Source organism: Streptomyces sp. NBC_00322 (genome assembly GCF_036147535.1).
Classification (GTDB): Bacteria; Actinomycetota; Actinomycetes; order Streptomycetales; family Streptomycetaceae; genus Streptomyces.
In genome coordinates this window covers 3,014,523-3,039,992 of the sequence record NZ_CP108019.1, presented here as the reverse complement: position 1 = coordinate 3,039,992, position 25,470 = coordinate 3,014,523, and the positions used below count along the sequence as shown (strand labels likewise).

The window sequence follows — 25,470 nt, the reverse complement described above, 5'->3', positions numbered from 1 at the left end:
TGCAGTGCCACCTCGTCACTGGCGACGACGATCCTCTGCCCGGCGGACGGGAGGCTGGAGGTGAACCGAAGGGAGAGTGCTGTGATCGTCACGCTGATCGTGATCTGCGAGGTCGGCTTCTGGGTGCTGCTGGCAGCGGGACTCGCCACGCGCTATGTGCTGAAGTTGCCGCGGCTGGGCGCGGGCCTGCTGCTCCTGGAGCCGCTGCTGGAGGTCGTCCTGCTCGTCGTGACGGCGATCGATCTGAAGAACGGCGCCGAGCCGGACTTCACGCACGGGCTCGCCGCGCTGTACATCGGCTACACCGTCGCGTACGGCCACTACACGATCAAGTGGATCGACGGGCATGTCGCCCACCGCTTCGCGGGCGCCCCGGTGCCGCCGAAGCCGCCGCGCTACGGAGTGGCCCGGGCCAGGCACGAGGGGAAGCTGTGGCTGCGGACCGTGCTGGCTGCCGCGGTCGCCGTCGCTCTGCTGCAGATCGCGATCTGGTACGTCGGCGACGCGAGCCGGACCGGTTCGCTCAGCTCCTGGCAGTTCACGGCGCTGCGGGCGGCCGGGATCCACGGCCTGATCGCTCTCACGTTCACGATCTGGCCGAAGAAAGCCCCGGCGGCGGACTCCGAGCCCGAGCGCGAACCGGTCCGCATCGAGCGCTAGCGCTAGCGCGCGCCGCCCGGCACCCAGAGCACGTCCCCGACCTCCTTGTTCGCCGTCCTCGCGAGGATGAACAGGAGGTCGGAGAGGCGGTTGAGATACGTCGCGGTGAGCGGGTTCATCGCCTCCCCGTGCACCTCCAGCGCCGCCCACGTCGAGCGCTCCGCGCGCCGTACGACCGTGCAGGCCTGGTGCAGCAGCGCCGCCCCCGGCGTACCACCCGGCAGGATGAAGCTGCGCAGCTTCTCCAGCTGTTCGTTGAAGCGGTCGCAGTCCGCCTCGAGACGGTCGATGTAGAACTGCTCGACCCGCAGCGGCGGATACTCCGGCTCCTGGACCACCGGCGTCGACAGATCCGCACCCACGTCGAACAGGTCGTTCTGCACGCGGACGAGGACCTTTACGAGCTCTTCCGGCAGCTGTCCCAGCGCGATGGCCGTGCCGAGGACGGCATTGGCCTCATTGGCGTCGGCGTACGCGGCGATCCGCAGATCGGTCTTTGCGGTGCGGCTCATATCGCCCAGGGCGGTCGTGCCCTGGTCGCCGGTGCGGGTGTAGATGCGCGTGAGATTGACCATGAGGCCGAGCCTACGCCGCGGCCGCAAGCCGGGCGAAGTGGCCCATGAAGCGCTCAATTACGCGGTACGGACCGCCTGATGGGCCGTACCGGTGTGATGTCCGTCATCCGAGACGTGACGCGCATCTCTTCACCGCCACAGGGCACCTCACGAGCGCTAACCTCCGCCGGAGAGCAGAAATGTAAACGGGTGTTAAGGGGTGCCGCAGTGGCCAGGAAGCTCGCCGTCATCGGGGCCGGACTCATGGGGTCCGGTATCGCGCAGGTCTCGGCCCAGGCGGGCTGGGAGGTCGTGCTGCGTGATGTCACCGACGCGGCTCTGACCCGTGGCACGGACGGCATCAAGGCCTCGTACGACAAGTTCGTCTCCAAGGGCAAGCTCGAAGCGGCCGACGCCGAAGCTGCCTTGGCGCGCATCACCACGACCACCGATCTGGACGGCGCCGCCGACGCGGACATCGTCGTCGAGGCGGTCTTCGAGAAGCTCGAGGTCAAGCACGAGATCTTCCGTACGCTCGACAAGCTCGTACGGGAAGACGCCGTCCTCGCCTCCAACACCTCCGCCATCCCGATCACGAAGATCGCCGCGGTGACGGAGCGTCCGGACCGCGTCGTCGGCGCGCACTTCTTCTCGCCCGTCCCGATGATGCAGCTGTGCGAGCTGGTGCGCGGCTACAAGACGAGCGACGAAACCCTGGCCACCACGCGGGAGTTCGCCGAGTCCGTCGGCAAGACCTGCATCGTCGTCAACCGCGACGTCGCCGGTTTTGTCACCACCCGCCTCATCTCGGCACTGATCGTCGAGGCCGCGAAGCTGTACGAATCGGGCGTCGCGTCCGCCGAGGACATCGACATCGCCTGCAAGCTGGGCTTCGGCCACGCCATGGGGCCGCTCGCCACCGCCGACCTGACGGGCGTGGACATCCTGCTGCACGCCACGAGCAACATCTACACCGAGTCCCAGGACGAGAAGTTCGCCCCGCCGGAGCTGATGCGCCGGATGGTGGACGCCGGTGACATCGGACGCAAGAGCGGGCAGGGCTTCTATAAGCACTGACCCTCATCGACCGGTTTGGTATCACCCCGAGGGGTGAATTCGGTATCGGTTCGCTTACAAAGCGCAACTGCTGTGCCCATGCGGGAGTCAGTTGTTGCAAGACATTGAAGAGCAAAGCAGAAGAGATCACAGGGCACTGACGCACTCACGGGGAGCGCATATGCACATCAGGGGCGACCACGCCGAGCTGGTCGTCGGGGGCCGCCTCGACGTCCGCAGCGCGGCGGACGCCCGTACGGTCCTGCACTCGGCCGTCGACGACGGAGACGGCGACCTGGTGCTCGACCTGACCGACCTCGACTCCTGGGACGCCACCGGCCTGGGAGTCATCATGGGCGCGCACCGCAGGGCCGGCCGGTGCGGTCGCCGGCTGGTGCTGCGCGGCGTACCGCCACAGATGCAAAGACTCCTGGTCGCCACCCGGCTGCACCGGATTCTTGCCATCGAAGGCGGCATCGCGGCCGAATCGCTCCCCCGGGTGTGAACCGTACGACGCTCGCAATCCTCATGAGACTGTGACGTCGTGGACGGGGCAGCACCCCGCCCCTATGGAGATACTGAGCGAAGGTCTAAGGTTCGGTCGCCCGACGAATTGAAAGACCCATGCGGCGGGCACCGGACCGAAGCGACAGCGGGGCGTGCAGAAAGGCCGGAGGGACAATCCGCACGCGACTCCGCCACCGGAACTCGAACAACCTCGGCGGGGACGAAGCTCAGCGAAGCGCATCTGGGGGGCTTGGACCATGGACAACGACAGTTTCGGCGATGGCGCGGGCCAGGCCCGGCCCCCGCGCGACACCGGCGCCCCGGACTTCAAGAAGTCGGCGTCGGCGCCCGCGCGCACCGTCCAGCTCGTGGCGGGCGACTTCCTGCTCACCGTCAATCCCGTCGACGGCAGCGAGATAGAGCCCTGCCCGCCTGGGCAGCTGCCGACGCGGCCGGGCCGGCACAGCGAGGCCGAGCGCACCGGGCGGCAGCGCGCGGCGCAGCCCCCCGTACCGGCCGGGCCTCCCGCGCCGCGGCTCCCGCTGCTCGAGCGCGGCGAGGAGCGTGAGCGGCTGGTACGGCTGCTCGGCCACGGCCGCTCGGTCCGGCTCACCGGACCCGCGGGCTCCGGGCGCAGCGCCCTGCTCGACATCGTCGCCGAGGACTGCGCGAACTTCGCGCCCGACGGAGTCGTACGCCTCAGCGGCCACCACCGCACCCCCACCGAACTGCTCCACGAGCTCTTCGCCGCCGTCCACAGCGCTCCGCTGTACCGGCCCGACCGCGCCGCACTGCTCGAACACGTCAAGGACATCGGCGCGATCGTCGTCCTCGACGACCTGGAGTTCGGCGGCGCCGCCCTCGGCGAGCTGCTCGACGCCGCGCCCGAGTGCGCCTTCCTGGTCGCGGCCACACCCGACGTCGCCGCACCCGCGGCTGACTCGCACCTCGAAGAGGTCTTCCTCGCCGGACTGGGCCGAAGCGCCTCGCTGGAGCTGCTGCAGCGCACCGTGGAGCGGCCGCTCACCGAGGACGAGTCGAACTGGGCGGGTGACCTCTGGTTCGAGTCCGAGGGCCTGCCGCTTCGCTTCGTCCAGGCGGGCGCGCTGCTGCGGCAGTGCGACAGCCTGCGCACCGACCCGGAGACCCTCGACGACTACACGCCCTTCGACGGCGTCCAGGAAGTCGATGTACCGCTGCCGACGCTGGGGGAGGGGGCCGCGCCCGCTGCCCTGCTCGCCTCCCGGCTGAGCGAGTCCGCCCGCGAGACCCTGCGCTTCGCGGTCGCGCTCGGAGGCGAGGTCCCGCACCAGGCGCATCTGCCGGCGCTCGTCGGGGACACCCACGCGGACGCCGCGCTCGGCGAGCTGATGAGCTGCGGCCTGCTCTCCCCGGTCGGCACGCGCTACCGGCTCGCGGCCGGTGTGATGGCGCAGCTCACGGAGAATGGCTACGCCGACGAGGCGGCCGCCCATGCCCACACCGCCGCCCAGCACTACGCCTGGTGGGCCGGGCACCCCTCTGTCACCCCCGAGCGGGCGGTGGCCGAGGCGGACGCCGTTCTCGCCGCGCTCGGCATGCTCGTGTCGGGGCTGGGGGCATCTCCCGGGCGAAGCTCCGGGGGAGAGGCCGGACACCCCAGCGCGGCCGTCCTGCTCGCCCGCAGCGCGGCGCCGGCCTTCGCGGCGGGCCTGCACTGGAGCGCCTGGGAGCGGGCCTTGCGGGCCGGCTCCGAAGCAGCCCGCATCGCGGGCGAGGTGGCCGAAGAGGCGTACTTCCACCACGAGCTGGGCGTCCTCGCGCTCTGCACCGGAAACCTGGACCGGGCGCGCGCCGAGTTGGAGACCTCCATCGGCATGCGCGGCGCGCTCTCCGACAAGCGCGGCACCGTCGCGGGACGCAGGGCGCTCGCGCTCGTCGAGGACCGCTCGGGCGGGCCCGTCGTCGCCGCACGTACCCCGGCGGGCGAGGAGGCACCGGCCGCGCGTTCCGAGCAGTCGGCGTCGCCGCCCGGAGGCGTACCGGCGCCCGTACTGCCGCTCGGCCGCGGCATCGGACCCGGCCCGGGAGCCGTGGGAGCGCCGAAGGAAGACGAGGAGCCCGCGACGCTGCTGGCACGGCAGACGCCGTCCGGGGGCGGCGCGAAGCCGAGCCGCCGCCGCGCCGTCTTCGGCGGCGCACGGCGCAACCTGGTCGCCGCGGGCGCGGGCGCACTGCTCGCCGCGGTGCTCGGCACAGTGGTGACCCTCGGGGCGACCTCGGACCGGCAGGACCCGCCGAGCAACAAGGTCAGGAACGGCCAGTCCGCGAACGAGGACGACGGCAGCGACGGCCTGGACGCGGACGAGCCCGCGGACGGCTCGACCAACAGCCCGGGCGGCGGACCCGCGGACGACCCGAAGAACCCGGACCCGGTGACGCCGGGGGCGAGTTCGTCGACGGGCGCGGCGACGCCGGCGGGGCGGCCGTCGTCGAACTCGTCGACGCCGGGGAAGCCGGCTACGTCGGGCAAGCCGCCGACGCCGACGAAGTCTTCGACGACCAAGCCGACTCCGACCCCCTCGTCGTCTTCGCCGACCCCGACTCCGACAACCACGCCGCCTGCCAGCTCACCGCCGCCGTCCTCCTCCCCGCCGCCCCCGGCGGGCGGCGGAGAGGGAAGCTCGGCCAGCGCCCCGATGACCAGCAGCGCCGCCCCCTCGGATTCCGGCAGCCCACCCGTCATCTGACCGCGTCGCAACACACGACGGCCCCGGACCGCCTCGCCGTCCGGGGCCGTACTCGTGTCTCAGGCTCGGGCGGCCTCAGAACAGCCGCAGCTTGTCGTCCTCGATGCCCCGCAGCGCGTTGTAGTCCAGCACCACGCACCCGATCCCTCGGTCCGTCGCCAGCACCCGCGCCTGCGGCTTGATCTCCTGCGCCGCGAACAGGCCCTTCACCGGCGCCAGATGCGGGTCCCGGTTCAGCAGTTCCAGATAGCGCGTGAGCTGTTCGACGCCGTCGATCTCGCCGCGCCGCTTGATCTCGACGGCCACCGTCCCGCCGTCCGAGTCGCGGCACAGGATGTCCACCGGGCCGATGGCCGTGGGGTATTCGCGCCGGATCAGGCTGTAGCCCTCGCCCAGTGTTTCGATCCGGTCCGCGAGCAGTTCCTGCAGGTGCGCCTCCACGCCGTCCTTGATCAGGCCGGGGTCCACGCCCAGTTCGTGCGAGGAGTCATGGAGGATTTCCTCCATCGTGATGATCAGTTTCTCGCCCGCTTTGTTGATGACGGTCCAGACGCTGTCGTCACCCTCCTTGAGCGTGCAGGGAGGGGACATCCAGTTCAGGGGTTTGTACGCCCTGTCGTCCGCGTGGATCGAGACGCTGCCGTCGGCCTTGACCAGGATCAGACGGGGAGCGGAGGGCAGGTGGGCGGTGAGCCGGCCCGCGTAATCCACGGAGCAGCGGGCGATGACAAGACGCATGGTCGGCAACGCTACTCGACGCAGACCGGTGCGCGCGATTCTCCCACCCGTAGCCCACCGCCCCCCTCGTTCGAGGCCGTTCGGGCCGCCTGCCCCTTTTCGCCCTGTTCGTTATTGGCCGGTTGTGCTCCCAATCTCCTGGTGCGCTCCGGACGGCGCACTTACCGTGTAAGCGGGAGGTCGTCGGTCGTGCACTCTGCGTCGTCGTACGTCGTTCGTACGACGTCGTTGTCCGTCGTCCTCCTTCCCTGCCCGTAAGACCCCGTTAACCGGGGTCGCGAGAGGAGTACCCATGTCGCTCGACGTCTCACCGGCGCTGTTGGAACAGGCCGAGCGAGGCGAGGTCGACGAAGCTGCATTCGTCGACTGCGTCCGGACCTCCCTGCCCTTCGCATGGGAGATGATCAGTTCTCTGGTGGCTCAGCTGAAGGTGGACGGCGGCGACTTCGCCGACAACCAGACGCCGCCGCCGGACGAGCAGGCACGTGGTCAGCTACTGCGTGCGCTCGCGAGTGACGCCATTCGCGGGGCGCTCCAGCGGCACTTCGGGGTGCGCCTGGCATTCCAGAACTGCCACCGCGTCGCGGTGTTCCCGCTGGACTCTTCGGTCGACGAGCGGCTTGCCCGCTTCACTTCCATACGGGGCCAGTTGCTCAACCAGTCGCCCGAACTGCGCGACTGCTGACGTCTTTTGCTGCCGCTCCGCATCGCGGGAGGTGCTACAGATGTCGGAGCGGCAGCACCTCCCGTGCGGCGGCGAGCGCCGGTCAGCCGAGCAGAGGCAGCACTTCCGTGCCGAGTCGCCGCACGTTCTCCTCGGTGGCGGCGAGGTCGCCGGAGCCCTCGGCGAGCAGGGCGAAGCGGGTGATCCCGGTGCGTTCCGCGGTGGCCGCGATCCGGTCCGCGGCGAGCCGTGGCGGGCCCACCGGGTGCAGCCCGCACAGCAGTTCCGTGTATGCCACGGGGTCCCGCATGGCGCGGGGGCGCCCGTCGACCGTCACATGGGCGTCCAGGCCCTGCTTGAGCCAGCCGGGCATCGTCTTGACCAGAGTCTCCGTGGCCTCGGCCCTGCGGTCCTCGATCTGGGCCACTCCGGCCGACACATGTCCGGCACTGCGGACCTCCTCGGGCGGATGTCCTGCGGCGAGCGCGTGCGTACGCCAGAGTGCCACCATGTCCGCCTTCTCCTCGTCGTCGCAGTGCATCCCGAGCAGCATCGGCAGTCCGTGCCCGGCGGCGAGCTTCACGCTCTTCGGGGACGTACAGGCGACGATCACCTCGGGGCCCTGGGTGGGGCCGCCGATCAGCTCGTCCGGCCTTGGTACGACCGGGACTTCACGGAAGGTGAATCGTTCCCCGCGGGCGGCGACGCGGGGTTCGCTCAGCCAGCGCAGCAGCAGGTCCAGGGATTCGGGAAAGTCCCTCTCGTACGCGGCGAGACCCGTGCCGAAGACTTCCAGATCGACCCAGGGGCCGCCGCGGCCCACGCCGAGGGAGAACCTGCCTCCGCTGGTGAGATGCAGCAGTGCCGCCTGCTCGCCCAGCGCCACGGGATGGGCGTTCGGCAGCACGCTCACGGCCGTGCCGACGCGGATGCGCCGGGTACGGCCGAGCAGCACGGCGGCGAGGGTCACAGCCGACGGGCACACGCCGTACGGCACGAAATGGTGCTCGGCGAGCCAGACCGAATCGAGCCCGGACTCCTCCGCGACCTCGGCGGACCGTACCGCTCGGTGCAGAGCCTCCCCCTGCCCCTGGCCCGGAAATTGGGCCGCCAGTACAAAAGTTCCCACGCGCATCGCCTATTGCCTCCTTGCGGCCGACGCGTCACTCCCCCTACCGGCAACAACGTCTGACACGTGCCAAAGGCACGGCCAATCGTGAAGTTGTTGCGATTTTCCGGTAACTGCCCCCTGTGGGTGTCGCGGTCTCACGCTGCGTGTTTCGTGTACCCATGACAGCGGCCCGTAGGCTGGATGGGAACTGTCCGGACTTGCCCCGTGAGGTGTCACGTGTCCCCGCGCCGCAACCGCCCCCGAGGCGGCGAGAAGCCGACCGAGCATGCCAGCGAGCCGGGCGAGAGGTACGGCGGCTTCGGCCGGAGCGAGTCCTGGCAGGGCGAGGAGTGGTCGGTCCGCCATGTCGCGGGCGCAAGTGCCGCGGGCAAGAGGTATCGCTGCCCGGGCTGCGACCAGGAGATCCCCTCGGGGGTGCCGCATGTGGTCGCCTGGCCGGAACACGGCGGCGGCGTGGACGACCGGCGGCACTGGCACAAGGCGTGCTGGAACGCGAAGGACCGCCGCACCACGCGGGTGCAGCGGTCCCGTAACGCGCCCAGGCACTGAAGAGCGGTCGGACGCCGGAGCAGTCGGACGCCCGAGCGGCCCGAGCGGTCAGACGTCGCGCTTCTGGAGCGAGAGGAAGGCGCCGGCCATCGCCACCGCCGTCACCCCGATCAGGATCCACAGCGGGGTCCAGCCGGTGGGGCCCGTGTCGGTGAGCGCGGCCTCGCTGTAGAACGCGATGAGCAGGCTCGGGATCGCGTAGTCCAACAGAGCCCGCTGTATGTCCTGGAGCGCTTCCGAGAACATGAACATGGCGGCCACCAGCGGCAGCAGCATCACGCCGATCATGATCGTGATCGCGCCCGCCGAGTGCCGGATGATCGTGCCGACGGCGAGGGCCAGCAGCCCGAGGACGGCGACGAACAGGCCCACGCCCACCGTCGCGCGGAACCACTCCTCGCCGGTCGAGTCACGGCCGGTGGTCACGATGCTGTTCTGCAGCGCACCGACGAGCCCTGCGAGCACCGTGGTCAGGGCGAAGACGAGCAGGAAGAAGACGGTCGCCTTGGCGGCGAGCACCCGCGCGCGGCCCGGGCACGCCGTCAGCGTCGTACGGATCATGCCGGTGCCGAACTCGGACGCGATGGTCAGCACGCCCAGCGTGACCACGCAGATGGAGCCGAGCAGGACACCGTAGAAGCCGAGGAAGAGGGGCGACTGGTCGCCGAGATCGGCGTCGGAGGCGGAGGCGGCCACCGCGGCCAGCACGCCGAGCCCGATCATCAGCACGATCATGACGCCGAGCGTCCACATCGTGGAGCGTACGGAACGGATCTTGGTCCACTCGGAGGCGAGGGCGTCGCCGAGGTGGGCACTGCGCACGGGGATCGGCGAGGAGTACGCCCCGGCGGGCGCGCCGTGCTGCTGGAATGGCGCCTGCGGCTGGTACGGGGTGGTCATCGGGCGTCCTCGGGCTTGGTCAGGTCGGCGGGGGCGGAGGCCGGGGGCATCGCGGGCGGGGCGGCAGGAGCGGGCGCGCCGCCGGGCGCACCCGGGGCGATGGGCGCGGCGGCATAGGGGTTCTGTCCCGGCTGGGGCGGCGGCGGGGCGTACCAGCCCTGCTGAGGTACCTCGGGGATCTGCGGCATCGGCGGGGCGTACCCCATCGGCTGCTGCTGCATGAGGCCGGACTTCTGGTCGGCCGTCGAGCGGTAGTCGACCGCGCCCTGCGTCATCCGCATGTACGCCTCTTCCAGCGAGGCCTGGTGCGGCGAGAGCTCCCACAGCCGGACGTCCGCGGAGTGCGCGAGATCGCTGATCTGCGGCAGCGGCAGTCCGGTCACGCGCAGCGCGCCGTCCGGCTCCGGCATGACCTGTCCGCCCGCCTCGGTGAGCGCGGCCGAGAGCTTCTCGCGCTGCTGCGGCTCGGTCTGCGGCGTACGCACCCGGGCGAAGTCGGCGGAGTTGTGCGAGATGAAGTCCTTGACGCTCATGTCCGAGAGCAGCTGTCCGCGCCCGATCACGATCAAGTGGTCGGCGGTGAGCGCCATTTCGCTCATCAGGTGCGAGGAGACGAAGACCGTACGGCCTTCGGAGGCGAGCTGCTTCATCAGATTGCGGACCCAGAGGATGCCCTCCGGGTCCAGGCCGTTGACCGGCTCGTCGAAGAGCAGGACCTGCGGGTCGCCGAGCAGGGCGGCCGCGATGCCGAGCCGCTGGCCCATGCCGAGCGAGAAGCCCTTGGAGCGCTTCTTGGCGACCTCCTGGAGACCGACGACCCCGAGCACCTCGTCGACCCGGCGGGCCGGGATGCCGGAGAGCTGCGCCAGCGAGAGCAGATGGTTGCGCGCGCTGCGGCCGCCGTGGACGGCCTTGGCGTCGAGCAGGGCGCCGACCTGGCGCGGCGCGTTCGGAAGCTGTCTGAAGGGGCGGCCACCGATCGTCACCTGGCCCTCGGTGGGCCGGTCGAGCCCGAGGATCATCCGCATGGTGGTCGACTTGCCCGCGCCGTTGGGGCCGAGGAACCCGGTGACGGCACCGGGCCGCACCTGGAAGGAAAGGTTGTACACGGCCGTCTTGGCGCCGTAGCGCTTGGTCAGGCCGACTGCCTCGATCATTCTGCAGCCCCATCGACTTTCGGGTCGTCGGGGCAGAGGCCGGCCGGCCGTACGCCCCCGTAAGAGTTAGGAGGATATCCGGGCCTTGACGGTTCCGGCCAAGCCGTAACGCTACGGTCTCGGCGGGAGGGAGTCGCCGAGCGGCGGCAGATCGTCGTAGAGCCGGAGCTCGGTGCCGTCGTCGAGATACGGCAGGAAGTCCGTCTGCGGCAGTACCCAGCCCTCGTCGCCGAAGATCTGCGTACCTGCTTCACGCAGCGCGCCGTCCGTGCCCGCCTTCCGCACCCAGGCCGCAGGATCGGGTCCCAGCAGCTCACGCAGCCGGGGCGAAGCCGCGAGCAGGGCCGCGAGCAGCTCGGACTGGTCGCCGCCGCCCGGGCGGGGCATGCCGTCCGGGTCCGCGAGGACGCCGTGCGCGCTGAAGTAGATGTACGCGCCGCCCAGCCGCTCGCCGGAGGGCATCGTCATCTCGAAGACGTCGCCCGGCAGTATCGCCCGCCGGTAGTCGGGGAATTCGGTGTCGTCGACGGCCTTGAGCTGGGTGGAATCCAGCCAAGTGACGACGAGGACGGTCTCGGCGTCCCGCTCGACGTACGGCGTTCCCGCGACATAGCCGGCCGGGCTGATGTGGCCCGAGCAACCGACGCCGATGCCGCGCACCCGCACCGGCACCATCGGGACGGTCGCGGGGATGCCGAGCCGGGTGAGCTTGTGGCTGACCTGTCCCGGCGAGGCGTTGGAGCCGACCGCGATGACCGGGTGGCGGCGGCCCGTCACGACCTGGCCGAGGCCGGAGAGCGCCTCGTCCAGGCTCTGCTGCTGCGCCCTTTCCTCGACGTACCAGTCGCCGAGCCGCACCGGGCGGACGTCCAGCTGCAGCAGTTCGTCACCGGTGAGAAGCGAGGGCTCGGTAGTGGGGCGGCCCGGATAGGTCAGCGGCTGTTTGGCCGGCACGTCGTCCAGGCCCAGCGCTTCGAGGCTTCGGTCCTTCACGGGAGACGCCCTTCGGGGTTGTTCGCTTGTGCGGGCAGAGCCTTCCATCTCAGGTCTACCCCTGCCGAGCGTACGGGACCCTCCCGGGCAATGCGGTTGGCGCAGACGGGAACCGGGGAGGAGGATCCCCTGGATGTGAACTCATGGTGGGGAGGCGGGAGTTGAAATGGTTTCCGGGGTGGCCGGGGCGGCGCAGGCCGCACCCCCGATTTCGGACGTCGGTTCGCTGGTGGATCGCAGGCCGTTCCGTCCACGCGCTGATCCTGATGGCGCTCACCGCGCTGGCCGTGCTCGCTGCGGGCATCGCGGTCGCCTGGACGCTCACCGAAGGCTCGAAGCGCAGCGTGGGGGAGCGGCTGCGGGACGGGGAAGGGCTGCTGAATCTGGCGCTGGAGGCGCTGCGCGCCTGCGTCGGCACCGACAGCCTCAGCCCCGAGCGGGACAGCCTGGCCCATGAACTGCTCGCCACACTTGCCTCGTTGACCGGGGCGCTCGCGCCCGCGGTGCTGCTCGGCATCGTACTGATCAAGATGTTCGCCCTGCGGCCGTTCGTCTGGCGGCGGCGGGCGAGCATCTCGCACGCCTGGGCCGCGGACTTTCCCGGCTATGCCCGGCTCCATGCACAGAGCGACGACGCGATCATCGCGGTGCGCTTCTACAACCACCTCGACAACCTCTCGGTGGTCGATCTGAAGGCGCGGGTGCATCTGCGCTATCTGGAGCGCTCCCCGCACGACGGCAGCCTGGTCATCTACAAGAAGTGGCTCAGGGTGCTCGACGAGAAGGGTGACCCGGCCGACGAGCGCTCCTGGCTCGCGGTGGAGCGGGGCGCGCCTTTCACCGTGTGGATACCGGTCGACGCTCCGGTGCCGACGCTGCCTGTCACCCGGATCCAGGGCAAGGACCTGTCCGAGTCGCACGGGGCGAAGCTGCTCGTGCGGCTGACCGCGCGGACCGTCGGCATGGGGACCGAAGTGGTCGACGAGCGCTGGTTCGACCTGGACGGCGATGACTTCGAGACCGGCCGCTTCGTCCCGCTCGAACCGAATCTTGCCAAGGACGTCTGGTCCTGGAAGGGCTGGAGGGAGTTCGACGAGCTGCTGCCCGACCAGGGCACCCCGCCGTCCTCTACGCATCCCGCTTCTTGAGCACCAGATAACCGCCGATCAGCGCGGCGATCACCCACAGAACCATGATCCCCAGTCCGCCCCACGGCCCGTACGGAGCCTTGTCGCTGTCCAGCGCGTCCGGGACCACCTGCATGATCTTGGACCCGGCCTGGTCGGGGAAGTACTGGGCAACCGTCTTCGCCTTCGGTACGGACGCGAGGATCTGCGAGACCAGGAAGAAGAACGGCATCAGGATGCCCAGCGAGAGCATCGAGCTGCGCAGCATCGTCGCCACGCCCATCGAGAACAGCGCGATCAGACCCATGTACAGCCCGCCGCCGACGACCGCGCGCAGGACATGCTCCGCGCCGATCGTCGTACGGTGATCGCCCAGCAGCGCCTGCCCCAGGAAGAACGACAGAAAGCTCGTCACCAGACCGACCATCAGCGCGAGCGCCGTCGCCACCGTGATCTTGCTGAAGAGGAAGGTGGCGCGCTGCGGTACGGCGGACAGCGAGGTGCGGATCATTCCGGAGCTGTACTCCGTGCCGACCACGAGCACCCCGAAGACCACCATCGCCAGCTGCCCCAGGATCATCCCGGAGAAGCTGATGAACGTCGGGTCGAAGGTGACCTGCTCCTCGCGGGAGAGATCGTCGAACGTCGACCTGAGCAGCGCGCTGAGCGCCGCGCCCATCGCGACCGTGACGACGAGCGCGCTCACCAGGGTCCAGGTGGTCGAGGAGACCGTACGGATCTTGGTCCACTCGGACTGGAGGACCGCGGGTACCGAGGCCATGGGTCAGGCTCCCTTGCTGCTCTGGTAGCTCTGGCCCCACTGGGGACCCGGTGGCTCGGCCGGTGGCGGCGCTTCGTGCGTGGAATGCGCGTGGTACTCCACCGAACCCGCCGTCATCTGCATGAACGCCTCCTCCAGCGAGGCACGTTGAGCGCTCAGTTCATGCAGCACCACCTGGTGCCGGGCGGCCAGCTCGCCGAGCTGCTCGGTGGTGGCGCCGTCGACCTCCAGCACGCCGTGGCCCGATGCGACGGCGACGAATCCCGACGCGTGCAGCAGATCGCGCAGCCGCTCCTGGTGCGGGGAGCGAAGCCGTACATAACTCCGGGAGTTCTGGTGGATGAAATCAGCCATCGAGGTGTCGGCCAGAAGTCGCCCTTGCCCGATCACGATCAAGTGGTCCGCGGTCAGCGCCATTTCGCTCATCAGATGCGAGGAGACGAAGATTGTGCGTCCTTCTGATGCAAGAGTCTTCATCAGATTGCGGATCCAGTGAATTCCCTCGGGATCCAGGCCATTGACCGGCTCGTCGAACATCAAGATCTCCGGATCGCCGAGCAGCGCGGAGGCGATTCCCAGCCGCTGGCCCATACCGAGCGAGAAGCCCTTGGACTTCTTCTTCGCCACCGGCGTCAGCCCGACCGTGTCCAGGACCTCGGAGACACGGGAGGCGGGGATGCGGTTCGACTGGGCGAGACAGAGCAGGTTGTTGTACGCGCTGCGGCCGCCGTGCATCGCCTTGGCGTCCAGCAGCGCGCCGATGTACCTGAGCGGCTCCTGGAGATCGCGGTAGTGCTTGCCGTCGATCCTGACCGTGCCGCTGGTCGGGTTGTCGAGGTCGAGCATCATCCGCATCGTCGTCGACTTGCCCGCGCCGTTCGGGCCGAGGAAGCCGGTCACCATACCCGGCCGGACCGTGAAGGAGAGATGATCGACCGCGGTCAGACTGCCGAAGCGCTTGGTGAGGCCCTCGAGCTCAATCATGCGGCCACGCTAAAGGTGCGAGGTGGCCCGCGCCACCCCACTTCCTGGTACGCGCGAGTGCCCGGCGCCGCATCGGCGCCGGGCACTTTCAGGCGTACCGCGGAGAGGCTGTGCCGGACTCAGCGGGACTGCTGCGCCGGGACGCCGCGGGAGATCGGCTCGTCGTCGGCGGGGGCGCCGGTCGCGGCCACTGCCGCACCGGTCAGCGTGGCCAGCATCTCGCGGACGTTGGTCAGCTGCGCGTTGATCGAGTCGCGGCGGTTGGTGAGCGCCGCCAGCTCGCGCTCCGATTCGCTGCGGATCCGGTCGGCCTTGGCGTTCGCGTCGGCCACGATGTCCTCGGCCTGGCGCTGCGCGGTCTCCACCGTCTGACGGGCCCGGCGCTCCGCGTCCGTACGCAGCTTCTCGGCCTCAAGACGCAGCTGCTCGGCGCGGTGCTCGATCTCCGCCAGGCGCTTCTCGGCCTTGGCCTGACGCGAAGCCAGGTCGCGCTCGGACTGCTCGCGGCGCTTGGCGAGGTTCGTCTCGAAGTCCGCGGCGGCCTGGGCGGCCTTGGCGCGGGTCTCCTCGAACAGCGCGTCCGCCTCTTCGCGCTTGGACTGCGCGTCCTTCTGCGCATCCCCACGCAGCGTAGAGGCGTCGCTCTTCGCCTTCTCGACGATGCGGACGCCCTCGTCCTCGGCCTTGGCCTTGCGTTCGGCGGCGAACGACTCGGCGTCGTTGCGCACCTGCTGGGCGGCGGACTCGGCGAGCTCGCGGTGCTGCTCGGCCGCGCGACGGGCCTCCTCGCGCAGGTCCTTCGCCTCCTCCTCGGCGAGACGGAGGATCTTCTCGACGCGCGCACCGAGACCGGCGTACGACGGCTCCGCGTCGCTGACCTGGGCCTGGGCGTTCTGCGTCTCGAGGTGGAGCTCCTCGATGCGCTTTTCCAGAGAGGTGATTCGGGCGAGAGCACTATCACGGTCGGCGACGAGCTTGGTAATGCGGTCATCCACCTGACCGCGGTCGTAACCACGCCGCACGAGCTCGAAGCCGAAGGGGGAGGAAGTGTCGCTCATGGGGTTCCTGTCGAATGAGACCGGTGAGGTGTTAGGGGGAATCCTAGGGGTCAAAGCGGCGTGTCATCGAGCGGATGCCCGTTTGATCTGGAGAATGTCCAGCCTTTTGAGTGGCTAGCTCTCGGAAGGCTTGCCACTCGAACGTGTAACCCCTGCTGAGGCACCTGCCTTCACGCCGCCGCCCTCCTTGCTACCCCCGGACGGCGCCTCGAAAGACTCCAGCGCCTCAAGAACGTCCTGAACACGGGAAATCTCGGCCTGAATGTCCTCGCGCCGGCGGACCAGCACATCGAGCTCCCGCTTGCCGTCGCCCACCAGACGGTCGGCCTCGGCATCCGCCTCCGCCTTGACCCGCTCCGCCTCGCGGATCAGCTCGGCCTTCTTCTGGCCCGCCTCCTTGAGCAGGCCCTCGGCCTTCTTGACCGCGGCGATGCGGACCTTGCTCGCCTCCGAATTGGCGTCGGCCACCAGCTCCTTGGCCTTCGCCTCCGCCTCCGCCTGCTGCTTGGTCGCCGCCTTCACCAGCTGGTCGACGCGCTCGGCGGCCGTCTTCGTCTGCTCGGAGGTCTCCCGGCGGGCGCGCTCGTGCAGCTCCTCGATCTCGGCCTCGACCCGGGTCCGCAGCTCCTCGCCGCGCTCCCTGATGGCGGTGGCGTCCCGGCGCGCGCCGACGAGCAGCTCGTCCGCGTCCGTACGGGCATGCTCCACCAGGGTGTTGCCCTCGACGGTCGCCTCGGCGACCAGCCGCTCGGCCTCCTTGCGGGCCGCGCCCACCATCGTGTCGGCCTGCTCCTCGGCCTCGGTGGCCGCGCGCAGCGCCTCCTCCTGAGCCTTGTTGATGAGCTGGTCGGCCTGCTCGGCGGCGTCCGCGCGGCGCTTGGCCGCGGCCACCCGAGCCTCGTCGAGCGTACGGTCGGCCTCCTCGCGGGCCTCCGCGCGCATCTGCTCCGCCGCCGCCTCGGCCTCCGCCTTGACCTTCTGGGCCTCGGACTTGATGCGCTCGGCGGCCTGCTGCGCGGAGCCCACCGTGTCGGCGGCCTCGGCACGCAGCCGCTCCGCCTCCCCGGTCGCCTCGGCGATGAGCTGGTCCGCCTGGGCGGCGGCGTCGGAGCGGCGCTTGTCGGCCGCCTCGCGGGCCTCGTCCAGGATCTGCTCGCCGTCGGCCCGGATGCCGGCGTGCAGCCGCTCGGCCTCGGCCTCGGCCTGCGTCTTGATCTGCTCGGCCTCACTGCGCAGCCGGACCGCGGCCGCCTGTGCGCCGGACAGCGCCTCGGCCGCGTCCGTACGCAGCCGCTCGCTCTCGCTCGTCGCCTCGCCGATGAGCAGGTCGGCCTGGGCGGCGGCGTCGGAGCGGATGCGGTTGGCGTCCTCGCGGGCCTCGGCGCGGGAGCGCGAGGCGTCCTGCTCGGCCGATGCCACGGCGTCCGACGCCTCTGTACGCATCCGCTGCGCGTACTCCGCGGTGTCGGCACGCAGCCGGTCCGACTCGGTGATCGCGTCCGAAACGGTCCGCTCGGCGAGCGCGTTGGCGGCCTCGGTCTCCTCCTGAGCCCTCGCCCGCAGCCGGCCCGCGTCCTCGGTGGCCCGCTCCCGCTCGGCGTACGCGTCGGCGCGGACCCGGTCCGCCTCCTCCTGCGCCTCGGTCCTGGTGCGGTCGGCCGCGTGCTCGGCCGCCGAACGCAGCCCGGCGATCTCCTGCTCGGCCTGCTCGTGGAGGCCGTTGACGGAGTCACGTACCTGCTGGGCGGTCTGCTCGGCTGCGCCGACCATCTCGGTGGCGCGGCGGTCGGCCTCCTCGACGAGGCGGTGCGCCTCGGTCTGGGCCTCCTCGACCCGCTTACGGGCCGAGGCGAGCAGCTCCTCGCTCTGCTCACGGGCGAGCTCGCGCTCCTGATTCGCCTCGCCGCGCGCGGAGTCGAGGGTCTCCTCGGCCTCCCGGCGGCGGCGGTTCGCCTCCTCCTGGGCTGCGGCCAGCGCCTCGGCGGCCTCGACGCCGATCCGGTCCGCGGCGGCCGCGGCCTCGGCGCGCAGCCGGTCGGCGCTCTCCTGCGCCTCGTTCTTGAGCCGCTCGGCTTCGTTGGCGGCGTCGCTGCGCAGCCGTACCGCGATGTTCTCGGCCTCGGCGCGGGTGGCCGAAGCGTCCGAAGCGGCCTCCGTGCGCAGCCGTTCGGCCTCCTGCTCGGCCTGCGCCTGGAGCGTACGGATCCGCTCGGCCGCTTCCGTACGCAGCCGCTCGGTCTCCTCGGCGGCCTCGCGCCGGATCCGCTCGCCCTCGCCGCGGGACTCGGCCAGGCCCTCCTCGGCAGCGGCGAGGCGGGACTCCGCCTCGGCGTGCAGCCGGGTCAGCTCCTCCGCGGCCTCGGCCTGGCGGGCCGCGACCGCGCGCTCCGCCTCCTCGCGCAGCTCCGCCCCGGCCTGCTCGGCCGCGGACTTGACGCTCTCCGCCTGTTCCTCGGCCTCGCCGCGCAGCCGCTCGGCCTCGGCCCGGGTGCGCTCCAGCGTCTCCTCGGCCTGCTTGCGCAGGGTGGTGGCGCGCTCGATCGCCTCGGTACGCACCCGCTGGCTGTCGTTCGTCGCGGCCGAACGCATCTCGTCGGCGTCTGCCCGTGCCTTGGTCAGCAGCTCCTCGGCGGTGCTGGCCGCCTCCTCGATCTGCTGGACGGCCTTGCGGCGGGCCTCGCCGCGGATCCGCTCGCCCTCGGCGATCGCCTCGGCGCGCAGCTGCTCGGCCTCGCCGCGCAGCCTGCGCGCCTCCTCCTGCAGCTCAACGGTCTTGGCCCGGTACTCCTTGGTGTCGTCCTTGGCGGCGCCCTTGAGCTGATCGGCCTGCTCGGCGGCCTCGCCACGCAGCCGGTCCGCCTCGGCCTCGGCCTCGCGGCGGATCCGTTCGGCCTCCTCGCCCGCCGCGCGCGTGGTGGCCTTCGCCTCCTCGGAGGCCTTGGTCAGGACGTCCTCGGCGGTACGGGCCGCCTTGGCGAGCTGGGCGGCCGAGTCCTCGGCCGCGACCGTCTTGGCACTCTCCGCCGCGGCGGCGACCAGCTTCTCGGCCTCGGCGCGGGCGTCGGCGAGTGCCTGCTCGGCCTCCGCCTTGAGCGCCTCCGCGTCCGTGGTGGCCTCGCCGACCAGCCGGGCGATCTCCGCCTTGGCGGTACGGGTGCGCTGCTCGTTGACGGACTCGGCGGACGCCAGCTGCTTGGCCGCCGACTCCTTGGCCTCGGTCAGCAGCTTCTCGGACTCCGCGCGGGCCTCGCGCAGCTTCTCCTCGGCCTCCTGGATCCGCTGCTCGGCGGAGCGGCTCAGCTCGGCGGCCTGCTGGCGGGCCTGGTCGGACTCGGCGCTGGTGGAGGAGCGCAGCTGTTCGGCGTGGCTGGTGGCTTCGTGAGCCTGGTTCGACGCGGCGTTCAGCAGCCGTTCGGCGTCCTTGCGGGCGCGCAGAAGGATCGCTTCCGCTTCGGACCTGGCCGCCTCGGACTCGGAGCCGAGCCGCCGGCGGGCCTCCTCGGCGACCCGGGTGGCCTCGCCGCGGGCCGCGGCAAGCGCCTGCTCGGCCTCTGCGCGGGACTCCTCGAGCAGCCGGCGGGCCTGGGACTCGGTACGCGCGCGCAGCTGCTCGGCCCAGGCGACGTTCTCGTTGACGTGCGCCTCGACGGTCTGGCGGCGCTCGGCCAGCTCCTGGTCCAGGCGCTGGCGGCGCTGGTTCGCCTCGGAGTGCAGCTCGGCCTGGAGACGGGCCTGGTGCTCGGCGTGCTCCTGGAGGATGCGCTGGGTCTGGGCGCGGGCCTCGCGCAGTTCGCGCTCGGCGTCGGTGCGCAGCTGGTCGGCCTGGATCTGGGCGTTACGGAGCAGCTGCTCCGCCTGGTAGCCGATGTCGGCGCTGTCGTAGGCAGGACGGGACGCGAGAGCGCGCCGAGCCTCATGGAGCTTGGCGCGCAAGACCTCGACCTGGTAGCCGAGGTCCTCGGCGTGCTGGACGGCCTTCTCCCGCTCGGTCTTCAGCCGGTCCATCTCGGCTTCGAACCGCGAAAGGTGGTCGTCGTCAGCTCGGTGGCTCTCCTGGCGTTCGTAGCCCCGCACTGCGCGGTCCCATCCGTCCCCTGGTCGCAACTGTCTCCGTACGAGCACCGTTCGCCGGCGAACGGCCCCCCGGGGAATGGTGACAGATCAACGGCGGGGACGCGGCGCGGCCCCGACCCGGCCCCGGCCCGGAATCGCCCACTCTACCGGGCCGGGAATCCTCAGGTCAGTGCTCCGTTGCAGAGGTGACGAGTTCGGTGAGGACGCCGTGGCAGTCCTTGGGGTGGAGAAAAGTGATACGGGAGCCCATGGAGCCGATACGCGGCTCGTCGTAGAGAACTCGCACGCCCTTGTCGCGGATGGACTGCGCGTCACCGTCGACGTCGGCGGTGCCGAAGGCGATGTGATGGACCCCCTCACCGTTCTTGGCCAGCCACTTTCCGACCGCGGAGTCCTCGCGGGTGGGCTCCAGGAGCTGGAGGTAGGAGGCGCCGCCGTCGGACGTCTCGTTGATCTTGAGCATGGCCTCACGCACGCCCTGCTCTTCGTTGACCTCGGTGTGGAACACCTCGAAGCCGTAGGTGGCCCGGTAGAACTCGACAGTCTTGTCGAGGTCGAAACAGGCGATCCCGATGTGGTCGATTCGCGTCAGCATTCCCCCAGTGCAGCGCCCCGGACGTGGTTACGCAACGTGCGCGCGATCACACTCGCCGCCCGGTGACCTGGGGCAGTACCGCTCAGTACATTGAAGTAAACCCTCGTTCACTCCTCAGCTGCGCGCTGGAAGGGGATCGTGCCTCATGTCAGGAACGACCGGTACCACCTCAGTGATCGTCGCGGGCGCCCGTACGCCCATGGGACGCCTGCTCGGCTCGCTCAAGTCCTTCTCCGGCGCCGATCTCGGTGGCTTCGCCATCAAGGCGGCGCTGGACCGGGCCGGCATCGGCGGTGATCAGGTGCAGTACGTGATCATGGGCCAGGTCCTGCAGGCCGGGGCCGGGCAGATCCCCGCGCGCCAGGCCGCCGTCAAGGCGGGCATCCCGATGAACGTGCCCGCGCTCACCGTCAACAAGGTCTGTCTGTCCGGCCTCGACGCCATCGCGCTGGCCGACCAGCTGATCCGCGCCGGTGAGTTCGACATCGTCGTCGCCGGCGGCCAGGAGTCGATGACCAACGCGCCGCATCTGCTGCCGAAGTCCCGCGAGGGCTTCAAGTACGGCGCGATCGAGATGCTCGACTCCATGGCGTACGACGGACTCACCGACTCCTTCGAGAACGTCGCCATGGGCGAGTCCACGGAGAAGCACAACACCCGGCTCGGCATCGCCCGCCCCGAGCAGGACCAGATCGCGGCGCTCTCCCACCAGCGGGCAGCGGCCGCGCAGAAGAATGGCATCTTCGAGGCGGAGATCACGCCCGTCGAGATCCCGCAGCGCAAGGGCGAGCCCGTCGTCTTCAGCAAGGACGAGGGCATCCGCGCCGACACCACGGCCGAGTCGCTGGGCAAGCTGCGTCCCGCCTTCGCCAAGGACGGCACCATCACGGCCGGTACGTCCTCGCAGATCTCCGACGGCGCCGCGGCGGTCGTGGTGATGAGCAAGGCCAAGGCCGAAGAGCTGGGCCTGGAGTGGATCGCGGAGATCGGCGCGCACGGAAACGTCGCCGGGCCCGACAACTCCCTCCAGTCGCAGCCGTCCAACGCCATCCAGCACGCGCTGCGCAAGGAGGGCATCGGCGTCGAGGAGCTCGACCTCATCGAGATCAACGAGGCATTCGCCGCGGTCGCCGTGCAGTCAATGAAGGACCTCGGGGTATCCCCGGAAAAGGTGAATGTCAACGGCGGTGCGATCGCACTCGGCCACCCCATCGGCATGTCCGGCGCGCGGGTGGTCCTCCACCTGGCGCTGGAGCTCAGGCGCCGGGGCGGCGGCGTGGGTGCGGCCGCGCTGTGCGGCGGCGGCGGTCAGGGTGACGCGCTGATCGTCCGCGTCCCGGGCAACGGCAAGTAAGCCACGTAAGCAAGGAGCGATCACATGGTGGACGTCCCCCAACTGGTTGCCCAGGCGAGGGAGGGCCGGCCGCGGGCCGTGGCCCGGCTGATCTCACTCGTCGAGGGGGCGTCCCCGCAACTGCGAGAGGTGATGGCGGCGCTGGCCCCGCTTGCCGGGGGTGCGTACGTGGTGGGCCTGACGGGCTCGCCGGGCGTCGGCAAATCCACCTCGACCTCGGCGCTGGTGTCGGCGTACCGGCGGGCCGGGAAGCGGGTCGGCGTCCTGGCCGTCGACCCGTCCTCGCCCTTCTCGGGCGGGGCGCTGCTCGGCGACCGGGTCCGGATGTCGGAGCACGCGTCCGACCCGGGCGTCTACATCCGCTCGATGGCCACGCGCGGGCACCTGGGCGGCCTCGCCTGGGCTGCCCCGCAGGCGATCCGCGTCCTGGACGCGGCGGGCTGCGACGTGATCCTCGTCGAGACGGTGGGCGTCGGCCAGTCGGAGGTGGAGATCGCCTCCCAGGCCGACACCTCGGTCGTCCTGCTCGCCCCCGGGATGGGCGACGGCATCCAGGCCGCGAAGGCGGGCATCCTCGAGATCGGCGACGTGTACGTCGTCAACAAGGCGGACCGGGACGGCGCGGACGCGACGGCCCGCGAGCTGAACCACATGCTGGGCCTCGGCGAGGCGCGGGGTCCCGGCGACTGGCGGCCGCCGATCGTGAAGACGGTCGCGGCGCGGGGCGAGGGCATCGACGAGGTGGTCGAGGCGCTGGAGAAGCACCGCGCGTGGATGGAGGAACACGGCGTCCTCACCGAGCGCCGGGCGCTGCGGGCGGCGGGCGAGGTGGAGGCGATCGCGGTGACGGCGCTGCGGACACGCATCGCCGATCTGCACGGCGACCGCCGGCTGGGGGCGCTGGCCCAGCGGATCGTGGCGGGTGAACTGGACCCGTACCGGGCGGCCGACGAGCTGGTGGCGAGCCTGACGGAGTAGTGAACGGGGCCCGGGGCGGCGGAGCCGTACATGGGATACGGCCCCCCGCCCCGCCGCCTGACGTGGTCAGACGGTTACGGCTTGCCCCGGCGCCCGCGCAGGTGCTCGGCCACCGGCGACAGCGAAAGCCGAAGCTCCGCGAGAGCCTCAGGGGTCAGCAGATCGATGAAGTGCTTGCGTACGGACGCGACATGGTGCGGCGCGACCTTCTCCATGGTCTGGGTGCCCTGCTCGGTCAGCACCGCGTACAGCCCGCGCCGGTCCGACTCGCAGTTCTCCCTGCGGACGAGACCGGCGTTCTCCATGCGGGTGATCTGGTGCGAGAGCCGGCTCTTGGACTGCAGCGTGGCCGCGGCCAGGTCGCTCATTCGCATGCGCCGGTCGGCCGACTCCGAGAGGTTGACCAGGATCTCGTAGTCGTTGTTGGTCAGGCCGAACGGCTGGAGGTCCTTCTCGAGCTGGTGCATCAGCAGTCTGCTGACGTCCAGGTGAGTGCGCCAGGTGCACTGCTCGTCATCGGTCAGCCAGCGGGTGGCCGTCTCGGTCTCCATATATGGATTCTACCTAAGAAGTTGAAATGCGGACGAAGTCGGGGGGTGTGACGCCCGGCACCCGGCGGGCACGTTGCACCGCGCGTAGAAGGGTGCAGGCGTTCGACGTCACACTCTGCAGACTACCGCTCACAGGCCGAAGCGACGCTGGAGGTCACCCAGCTGACCGGGGAGACGAGGGGTAGACCCGTGTTGACCTGGGGCTCCGGCTCCGGCGTGGCCGCCGGGCACTCCCGCCTGCGCGGGCACCGCCCCGGTCGCCGTCTCGGCCATCAGCACCTCGGTCGACTGCAGCAGCACCGTCCCGGCGCCGACGAACTCGAACTGGTGCTCCTCACCGGACGCTCCGCCGATCCCCGTCATCGCCCGCAGACCGCCCATCAGGCCGGTCATATAGCCGTGGTCGTAGTGGTGGCAGGGGGACGGACAGTCCGCCCAGCCCACCAGCGCCTGCGGATCCACCCGGATCGGCGGCTCCATGAAGACCACGGGACCGTTCGATGCGGCCACAAACTTCCCCGTACCGATCAGGGTGAGGAAGCCCGGCACGATCGACTGCTTCAGCGCCAGCGTCGGCTGGTAGGCGAGCAGATTCCCGGAGCGGATCGTCAGGTTCCCGTTGTCCAGGTCGAAGGAGTTGACGTCGAAGGCGCGGTCGGCGAGGAGCATCTTGCCGCTGCCCTCCGCCACCACCCAGTCGGCGGCGTGCAGCGGCGAGTGGAACGAGGTCCGCAGCAGCCGGTCGAGCCGGCCGTGGCCGATGCCGTTGAAGTCGATGCGCCCGTAATAGGCGATCATCTTCCCCTTCTGCAGGAACCACTGACTGCCCTTGAGCTCCACGCAGAAGGTGTACGCGTTGACGTTGTCGTCGCTCGGCAGCGTCATGGGGTCGAAGACCACGGGACCGGTCACAGCTTCTCCTCCGAGGCCTGTACATACACCGCGCCACTGCCGCTCAGCTCCAGCTGGAAGGCCTCGCCCGAGCCGCGCCCCACCATGTCGCGCCAGCCCAGCGCGGTGGAGAGCTTGTTGCGTACGTCGCCGTGGTGCGCGACATACGCCTGCGGGTCCACATGGACCGCCCGGCCCGGCGTGATCGGCAGCTCGATCACCCCGCCGTGCGCCATGACGGCGACCGCGCCGTGCCCCTTGAGAGTCGTGGTGAACAGACCCTGCCCCGTGACCTGCCCGCGCACCATGCCCATGACCCCGCCCTGCGAGCCCATGAACATCGTGCCCTGCTGCAGCGTCCCGTCGAAGGCGAGCAGCCGGTCCGCCTCGACGTACAGGGTGTCGCCGGTCAGCTGGATCACCTGGATGTGATGGCCGCCGTGACCGAACATCACGGTGCCGTTGCCCTCGACGGTCATCAGCGGCGTCGCCTCGTTGGCGACCCGCCGCCCGATCATCGAGGCCAGGCCGCCCTGGCCGCCCTGCATGTTCGGCGTGAAGGAGACCTCGCCCCGGTAGGCGAGCATCGCGCCGCGCTGGCTGAACATCTTCTGGCCCGGGACGACCGTCGCCTCGACCATTTTTGAGTTGACTTCGCGGAACGGCATCAGACGTCTCCTCCGATGGTGTTCCGCTCGCTCGGCTGCACGTACACCAGACCGTCGCCCTCGAAGCGGATCTGGAAGGCCTCGCCGCCGCCCTCGCCCAGGAAGGTCCGGAAGGTCACGCCGGACTGGAAGTCCTGCCGCAGATTGCCCTGGTGAGCGATGTACGCGCCGGGGTCGACGGAGAGCGGGTACTGGGGCGTCACCCGCAGCACCACGGCCGGGCCGTCCGACATGATCGCCGCCTGGCCGTTGCCCTCGACGGTCGTGGTGAACAGGCCGTTGCCCGTCGCACCGCCGCGCAGCCCGGTGAAGGTGGTCCCGGTGCGCAGCCCGGCGTCGGTGCAGAGCAGATTGCTCGCCTCGACATAGAGCTTGTCGCCGTGCAGGTTCACGAGGTTGATCTCGGAGGCGCGGTCGGCGAAGAAGCAGGTGCCCTGCCCCTTCACTTCCATCATCACCATCTGTTCGCCGGTGAGACGGCGGGTGACCATCCCGCGGATGCCCTCACCGCCGCCGGACATCTTTTTGAACGCCATCTGGCCGTCGTAGGCGACCATCGAGCCGTTCTTCGCTTTGACGGCGTCGCCTGTCATATCGACGGCGAGCACCTTGCTGCCTTGGAGTCGGAACGTTGCCACGGGGTGACGTTATCGGGCGCTACCCGGCGCGAACAGGGTCCTTGAGGAGGATCTGCACCCTGATAAAGGAGACCAAAACGGGGCTGCCACAATGGACCGAAGCTTGTGCACGCGTTCACAAGAGCCCTGCCC

The 25,470-nt window shown here is 70.4% G+C and carries 24 protein-coding genes; 9 read left to right on the top strand and 15 right to left on the bottom strand.

Annotated features, from left to right (window positions below; translation table 11 throughout):
- Positions 1 to 81 precede the first annotated feature (81 nt).
- Positions 82 to 660 (top strand): hypothetical protein, encoded by a 579-nt coding sequence (locus tag OG905_RS13555; protein WP_328668221.1) that lies wholly within the window; start codon positions 82 to 84, stop codon positions 658 to 660.
- Positions 661 to 662: 2 nt separating this feature from the next.
- Here OG905_RS13555 and OG905_RS13550 read toward each other — a convergent pair whose 3' ends face one another.
- The gene (locus OG905_RS13550) at positions 663 to 1,235 is read right to left on the bottom strand and encodes a cob(I)yrinic acid a,c-diamide adenosyltransferase (protein WP_328668220.1); all 573 of its coding nucleotides are present in this window, start codon (positions 1,233 to 1,235) and stop codon (positions 663 to 665) included.
- A 207-nt stretch (positions 1,236 to 1,442) separates the two neighbouring features.
- Here OG905_RS13550 and OG905_RS13545 point away from each other — a divergent pair, with 207 nt between their 5' ends.
- The 3 genes from OG905_RS13545 to OG905_RS13535 all read left to right on the top strand — a co-directional run bounded on the left by OG905_RS13545 (position 1,443) and on the right by OG905_RS13535 (position 5,506).
- Complete coding sequence (locus tag OG905_RS13545) at positions 1,443 to 2,291, top strand: 3-hydroxyacyl-CoA dehydrogenase family protein (RefSeq protein ID WP_328668219.1); 849 nt, start codon at positions 1,443 to 1,445, stop codon at positions 2,289 to 2,291.
- A 160-nt stretch (positions 2,292 to 2,451) separates the two neighbouring features.
- Entirely contained in the window at positions 2,452 to 2,775 is a 324-nt protein-coding gene (locus OG905_RS13540) for an STAS domain-containing protein (RefSeq protein ID WP_266487487.1), read from the top strand.
- Between the two features lie 259 nt (positions 2,776 to 3,034).
- Entirely contained in the window at positions 3,035 to 5,506 is a 2,472-nt protein-coding gene (locus tag OG905_RS13535) for an ATP-binding protein (RefSeq protein ID WP_328668218.1), read from the top strand.
- A 75-nt stretch (positions 5,507 to 5,581) separates the two neighbouring features.
- Here OG905_RS13535 and nucS read toward each other — a convergent pair whose 3' ends face one another.
- The gene (nucS, locus tag OG905_RS13530) at positions 5,582 to 6,244 is read right to left on the bottom strand and encodes an endonuclease NucS (protein ID WP_266487490.1); all 663 of its coding nucleotides are present in this window, start codon (positions 6,242 to 6,244) and stop codon (positions 5,582 to 5,584) included.
- A 292-nt stretch (positions 6,245 to 6,536) separates the two neighbouring features.
- On the opposite strand from nucS, the gene OG905_RS13525 reads away from it, so the two are divergent.
- The gene (locus tag OG905_RS13525) at positions 6,537 to 6,929 is read left to right on the top strand and encodes an SCO5389 family protein (protein ID WP_266487491.1); all 393 of its coding nucleotides are present in this window, start codon (positions 6,537 to 6,539) and stop codon (positions 6,927 to 6,929) included.
- A gap of 82 nt (positions 6,930 to 7,011) precedes the next feature.
- On the opposite strand, the gene OG905_RS13520 is transcribed toward OG905_RS13525, so the two are convergent.
- Positions 7,012 to 8,043 (bottom strand): LLM class flavin-dependent oxidoreductase, encoded by a 1,032-nt coding sequence (locus OG905_RS13520; RefSeq protein ID WP_328668217.1) that lies wholly within the window; start codon positions 8,041 to 8,043, stop codon positions 7,012 to 7,014.
- Between the two features lie 213 nt (positions 8,044 to 8,256).
- Here OG905_RS13520 and OG905_RS13515 point away from each other — a divergent pair, with 213 nt between their 5' ends.
- Positions 8,257 to 8,589: an ATP/GTP-binding protein gene (locus OG905_RS13515; protein ID WP_328668216.1), complete on the top strand. Its 333-nt coding sequence runs from the start codon at positions 8,257 to 8,259 to the stop codon at positions 8,587 to 8,589.
- Between the two features lie 48 nt (positions 8,590 to 8,637).
- Here the strand turns inward: OG905_RS13515 and OG905_RS13510 are convergent, their stop codons facing one another.
- From OG905_RS13510 to OG905_RS13500, 3 genes are all read right to left on the bottom strand, one after another.
- Positions 8,638 to 9,489, bottom strand: coding sequence for an ABC transporter permease (locus OG905_RS13510; RefSeq protein ID WP_328668215.1), 852 nt, complete (start codon positions 9,487 to 9,489; stop codon positions 8,638 to 8,640).
- Positions 9,486 to 10,646, bottom strand: coding sequence for an ABC transporter ATP-binding protein (locus tag OG905_RS13505; protein WP_328668214.1), 1,161 nt, complete (start codon positions 10,644 to 10,646; stop codon positions 9,486 to 9,488). Before OG905_RS13505 ends, OG905_RS13510 begins: the two co-directional genes overlap by 4 nt.
- Positions 10,647 to 10,757: 111 nt before the next feature.
- A complete protein-coding gene (locus OG905_RS13500; RefSeq protein ID WP_328668213.1) occupies positions 10,758 to 11,639 on the bottom strand; it encodes a hypothetical protein in 882 nt (293 codons plus the stop codon).
- Between the two features lie 266 nt (positions 11,640 to 11,905).
- Here OG905_RS13500 and OG905_RS13495 point away from each other — a divergent pair, with 266 nt between their 5' ends.
- Entirely contained in the window at positions 11,906 to 12,787 is an 882-nt protein-coding gene (locus OG905_RS13495; RefSeq protein WP_328668212.1) for a hypothetical protein, read from the top strand.
- Here OG905_RS13495 and OG905_RS13490 read toward each other — a convergent pair.
- The 5 genes from OG905_RS13490 to mce form a co-directional block, all read right to left on the bottom strand.
- Complete coding sequence (locus OG905_RS13490; RefSeq protein WP_328668211.1) at positions 12,768 to 13,547, bottom strand: ABC transporter permease; 780 nt, start codon at positions 13,545 to 13,547, stop codon at positions 12,768 to 12,770. The two genes, OG905_RS13495 and OG905_RS13490, sit on opposite strands and share 20 nt — an antisense overlap.
- 3 nt (positions 13,548 to 13,550) lie before the next feature.
- Positions 13,551 to 14,531 carry an ABC transporter ATP-binding protein gene (locus OG905_RS13485; protein WP_328668210.1) on the bottom strand — a complete coding sequence of 327 codons (981 nt, stop codon included), beginning with the start codon at positions 14,529 to 14,531 and terminating at the stop codon, positions 13,551 to 13,553.
- Positions 14,532 to 14,650: 119 nt separating this feature from the next.
- Positions 14,651 to 15,589 (bottom strand): cellulose-binding protein, encoded by a 939-nt coding sequence (locus OG905_RS13480; RefSeq protein WP_328668209.1) that lies wholly within the window; start codon positions 15,587 to 15,589, stop codon positions 14,651 to 14,653.
- 114 nt (positions 15,590 to 15,703) lie between these two features.
- Positions 15,704 to 19,663 (bottom strand): polarized growth protein Scy, encoded by a 3,960-nt coding sequence (gene scy / locus OG905_RS13475; RefSeq protein ID WP_328668208.1) that lies wholly within the window; start codon positions 19,661 to 19,663, stop codon positions 15,704 to 15,706.
- 166 nt (positions 19,664 to 19,829) lie between these two features.
- A complete protein-coding gene (gene mce / locus OG905_RS13470; RefSeq protein WP_266535898.1) occupies positions 19,830 to 20,258 on the bottom strand; it encodes a methylmalonyl-CoA epimerase in 429 nt (142 codons plus the stop codon).
- A gap of 145 nt (positions 20,259 to 20,403) precedes the next feature.
- Here mce and OG905_RS13465 point away from each other — a divergent pair, with 145 nt between their 5' ends.
- Both OG905_RS13465 and meaB read left to right on the top strand, forming a co-directional pair.
- Positions 20,404 to 21,612 carry an acetyl-CoA C-acetyltransferase gene (locus tag OG905_RS13465; protein ID WP_328668207.1) on the top strand — a complete coding sequence of 403 codons (1,209 nt, stop codon included), beginning with the start codon at positions 20,404 to 20,406 and terminating at the stop codon, positions 21,610 to 21,612.
- Between the two features lie 24 nt (positions 21,613 to 21,636).
- Complete coding sequence (meaB, locus tag OG905_RS13460; RefSeq protein ID WP_328668206.1) at positions 21,637 to 22,590, top strand: methylmalonyl Co-A mutase-associated GTPase MeaB; 954 nt, start codon at positions 21,637 to 21,639, stop codon at positions 22,588 to 22,590.
- A 74-nt stretch (positions 22,591 to 22,664) separates the two neighbouring features.
- Here the strand turns inward: meaB and OG905_RS13455 are convergent, their stop codons facing one another.
- From OG905_RS13455 to OG905_RS13440, 4 genes are all read right to left on the bottom strand, one after another.
- Positions 22,665 to 23,141 carry a MarR family winged helix-turn-helix transcriptional regulator gene (locus tag OG905_RS13455; protein WP_328668205.1) on the bottom strand — a complete coding sequence of 159 codons (477 nt, stop codon included), beginning with the start codon at positions 23,139 to 23,141 and terminating at the stop codon, positions 22,665 to 22,667.
- Positions 23,142 to 23,270: 129 nt separating this feature from the next.
- Positions 23,271 to 24,053 (bottom strand): AIM24 family protein, encoded by a 783-nt coding sequence (locus OG905_RS13450; protein ID WP_328668204.1) that lies wholly within the window; start codon positions 24,051 to 24,053, stop codon positions 23,271 to 23,273.
- Positions 24,050 to 24,700 (bottom strand): AIM24 family protein, encoded by a 651-nt coding sequence (locus OG905_RS13445; protein ID WP_328668203.1) that lies wholly within the window; start codon positions 24,698 to 24,700, stop codon positions 24,050 to 24,052. Before OG905_RS13445 ends, OG905_RS13450 begins: the two co-directional genes overlap by 4 nt.
- Positions 24,700 to 25,338 (bottom strand): AIM24 family protein, encoded by a 639-nt coding sequence (locus OG905_RS13440; RefSeq protein ID WP_324982002.1) that lies wholly within the window; start codon positions 25,336 to 25,338, stop codon positions 24,700 to 24,702. Before OG905_RS13440 ends, OG905_RS13445 begins: the two co-directional genes overlap by 1 nt.
- Positions 25,339 to 25,470 lie beyond the last annotated feature (132 nt).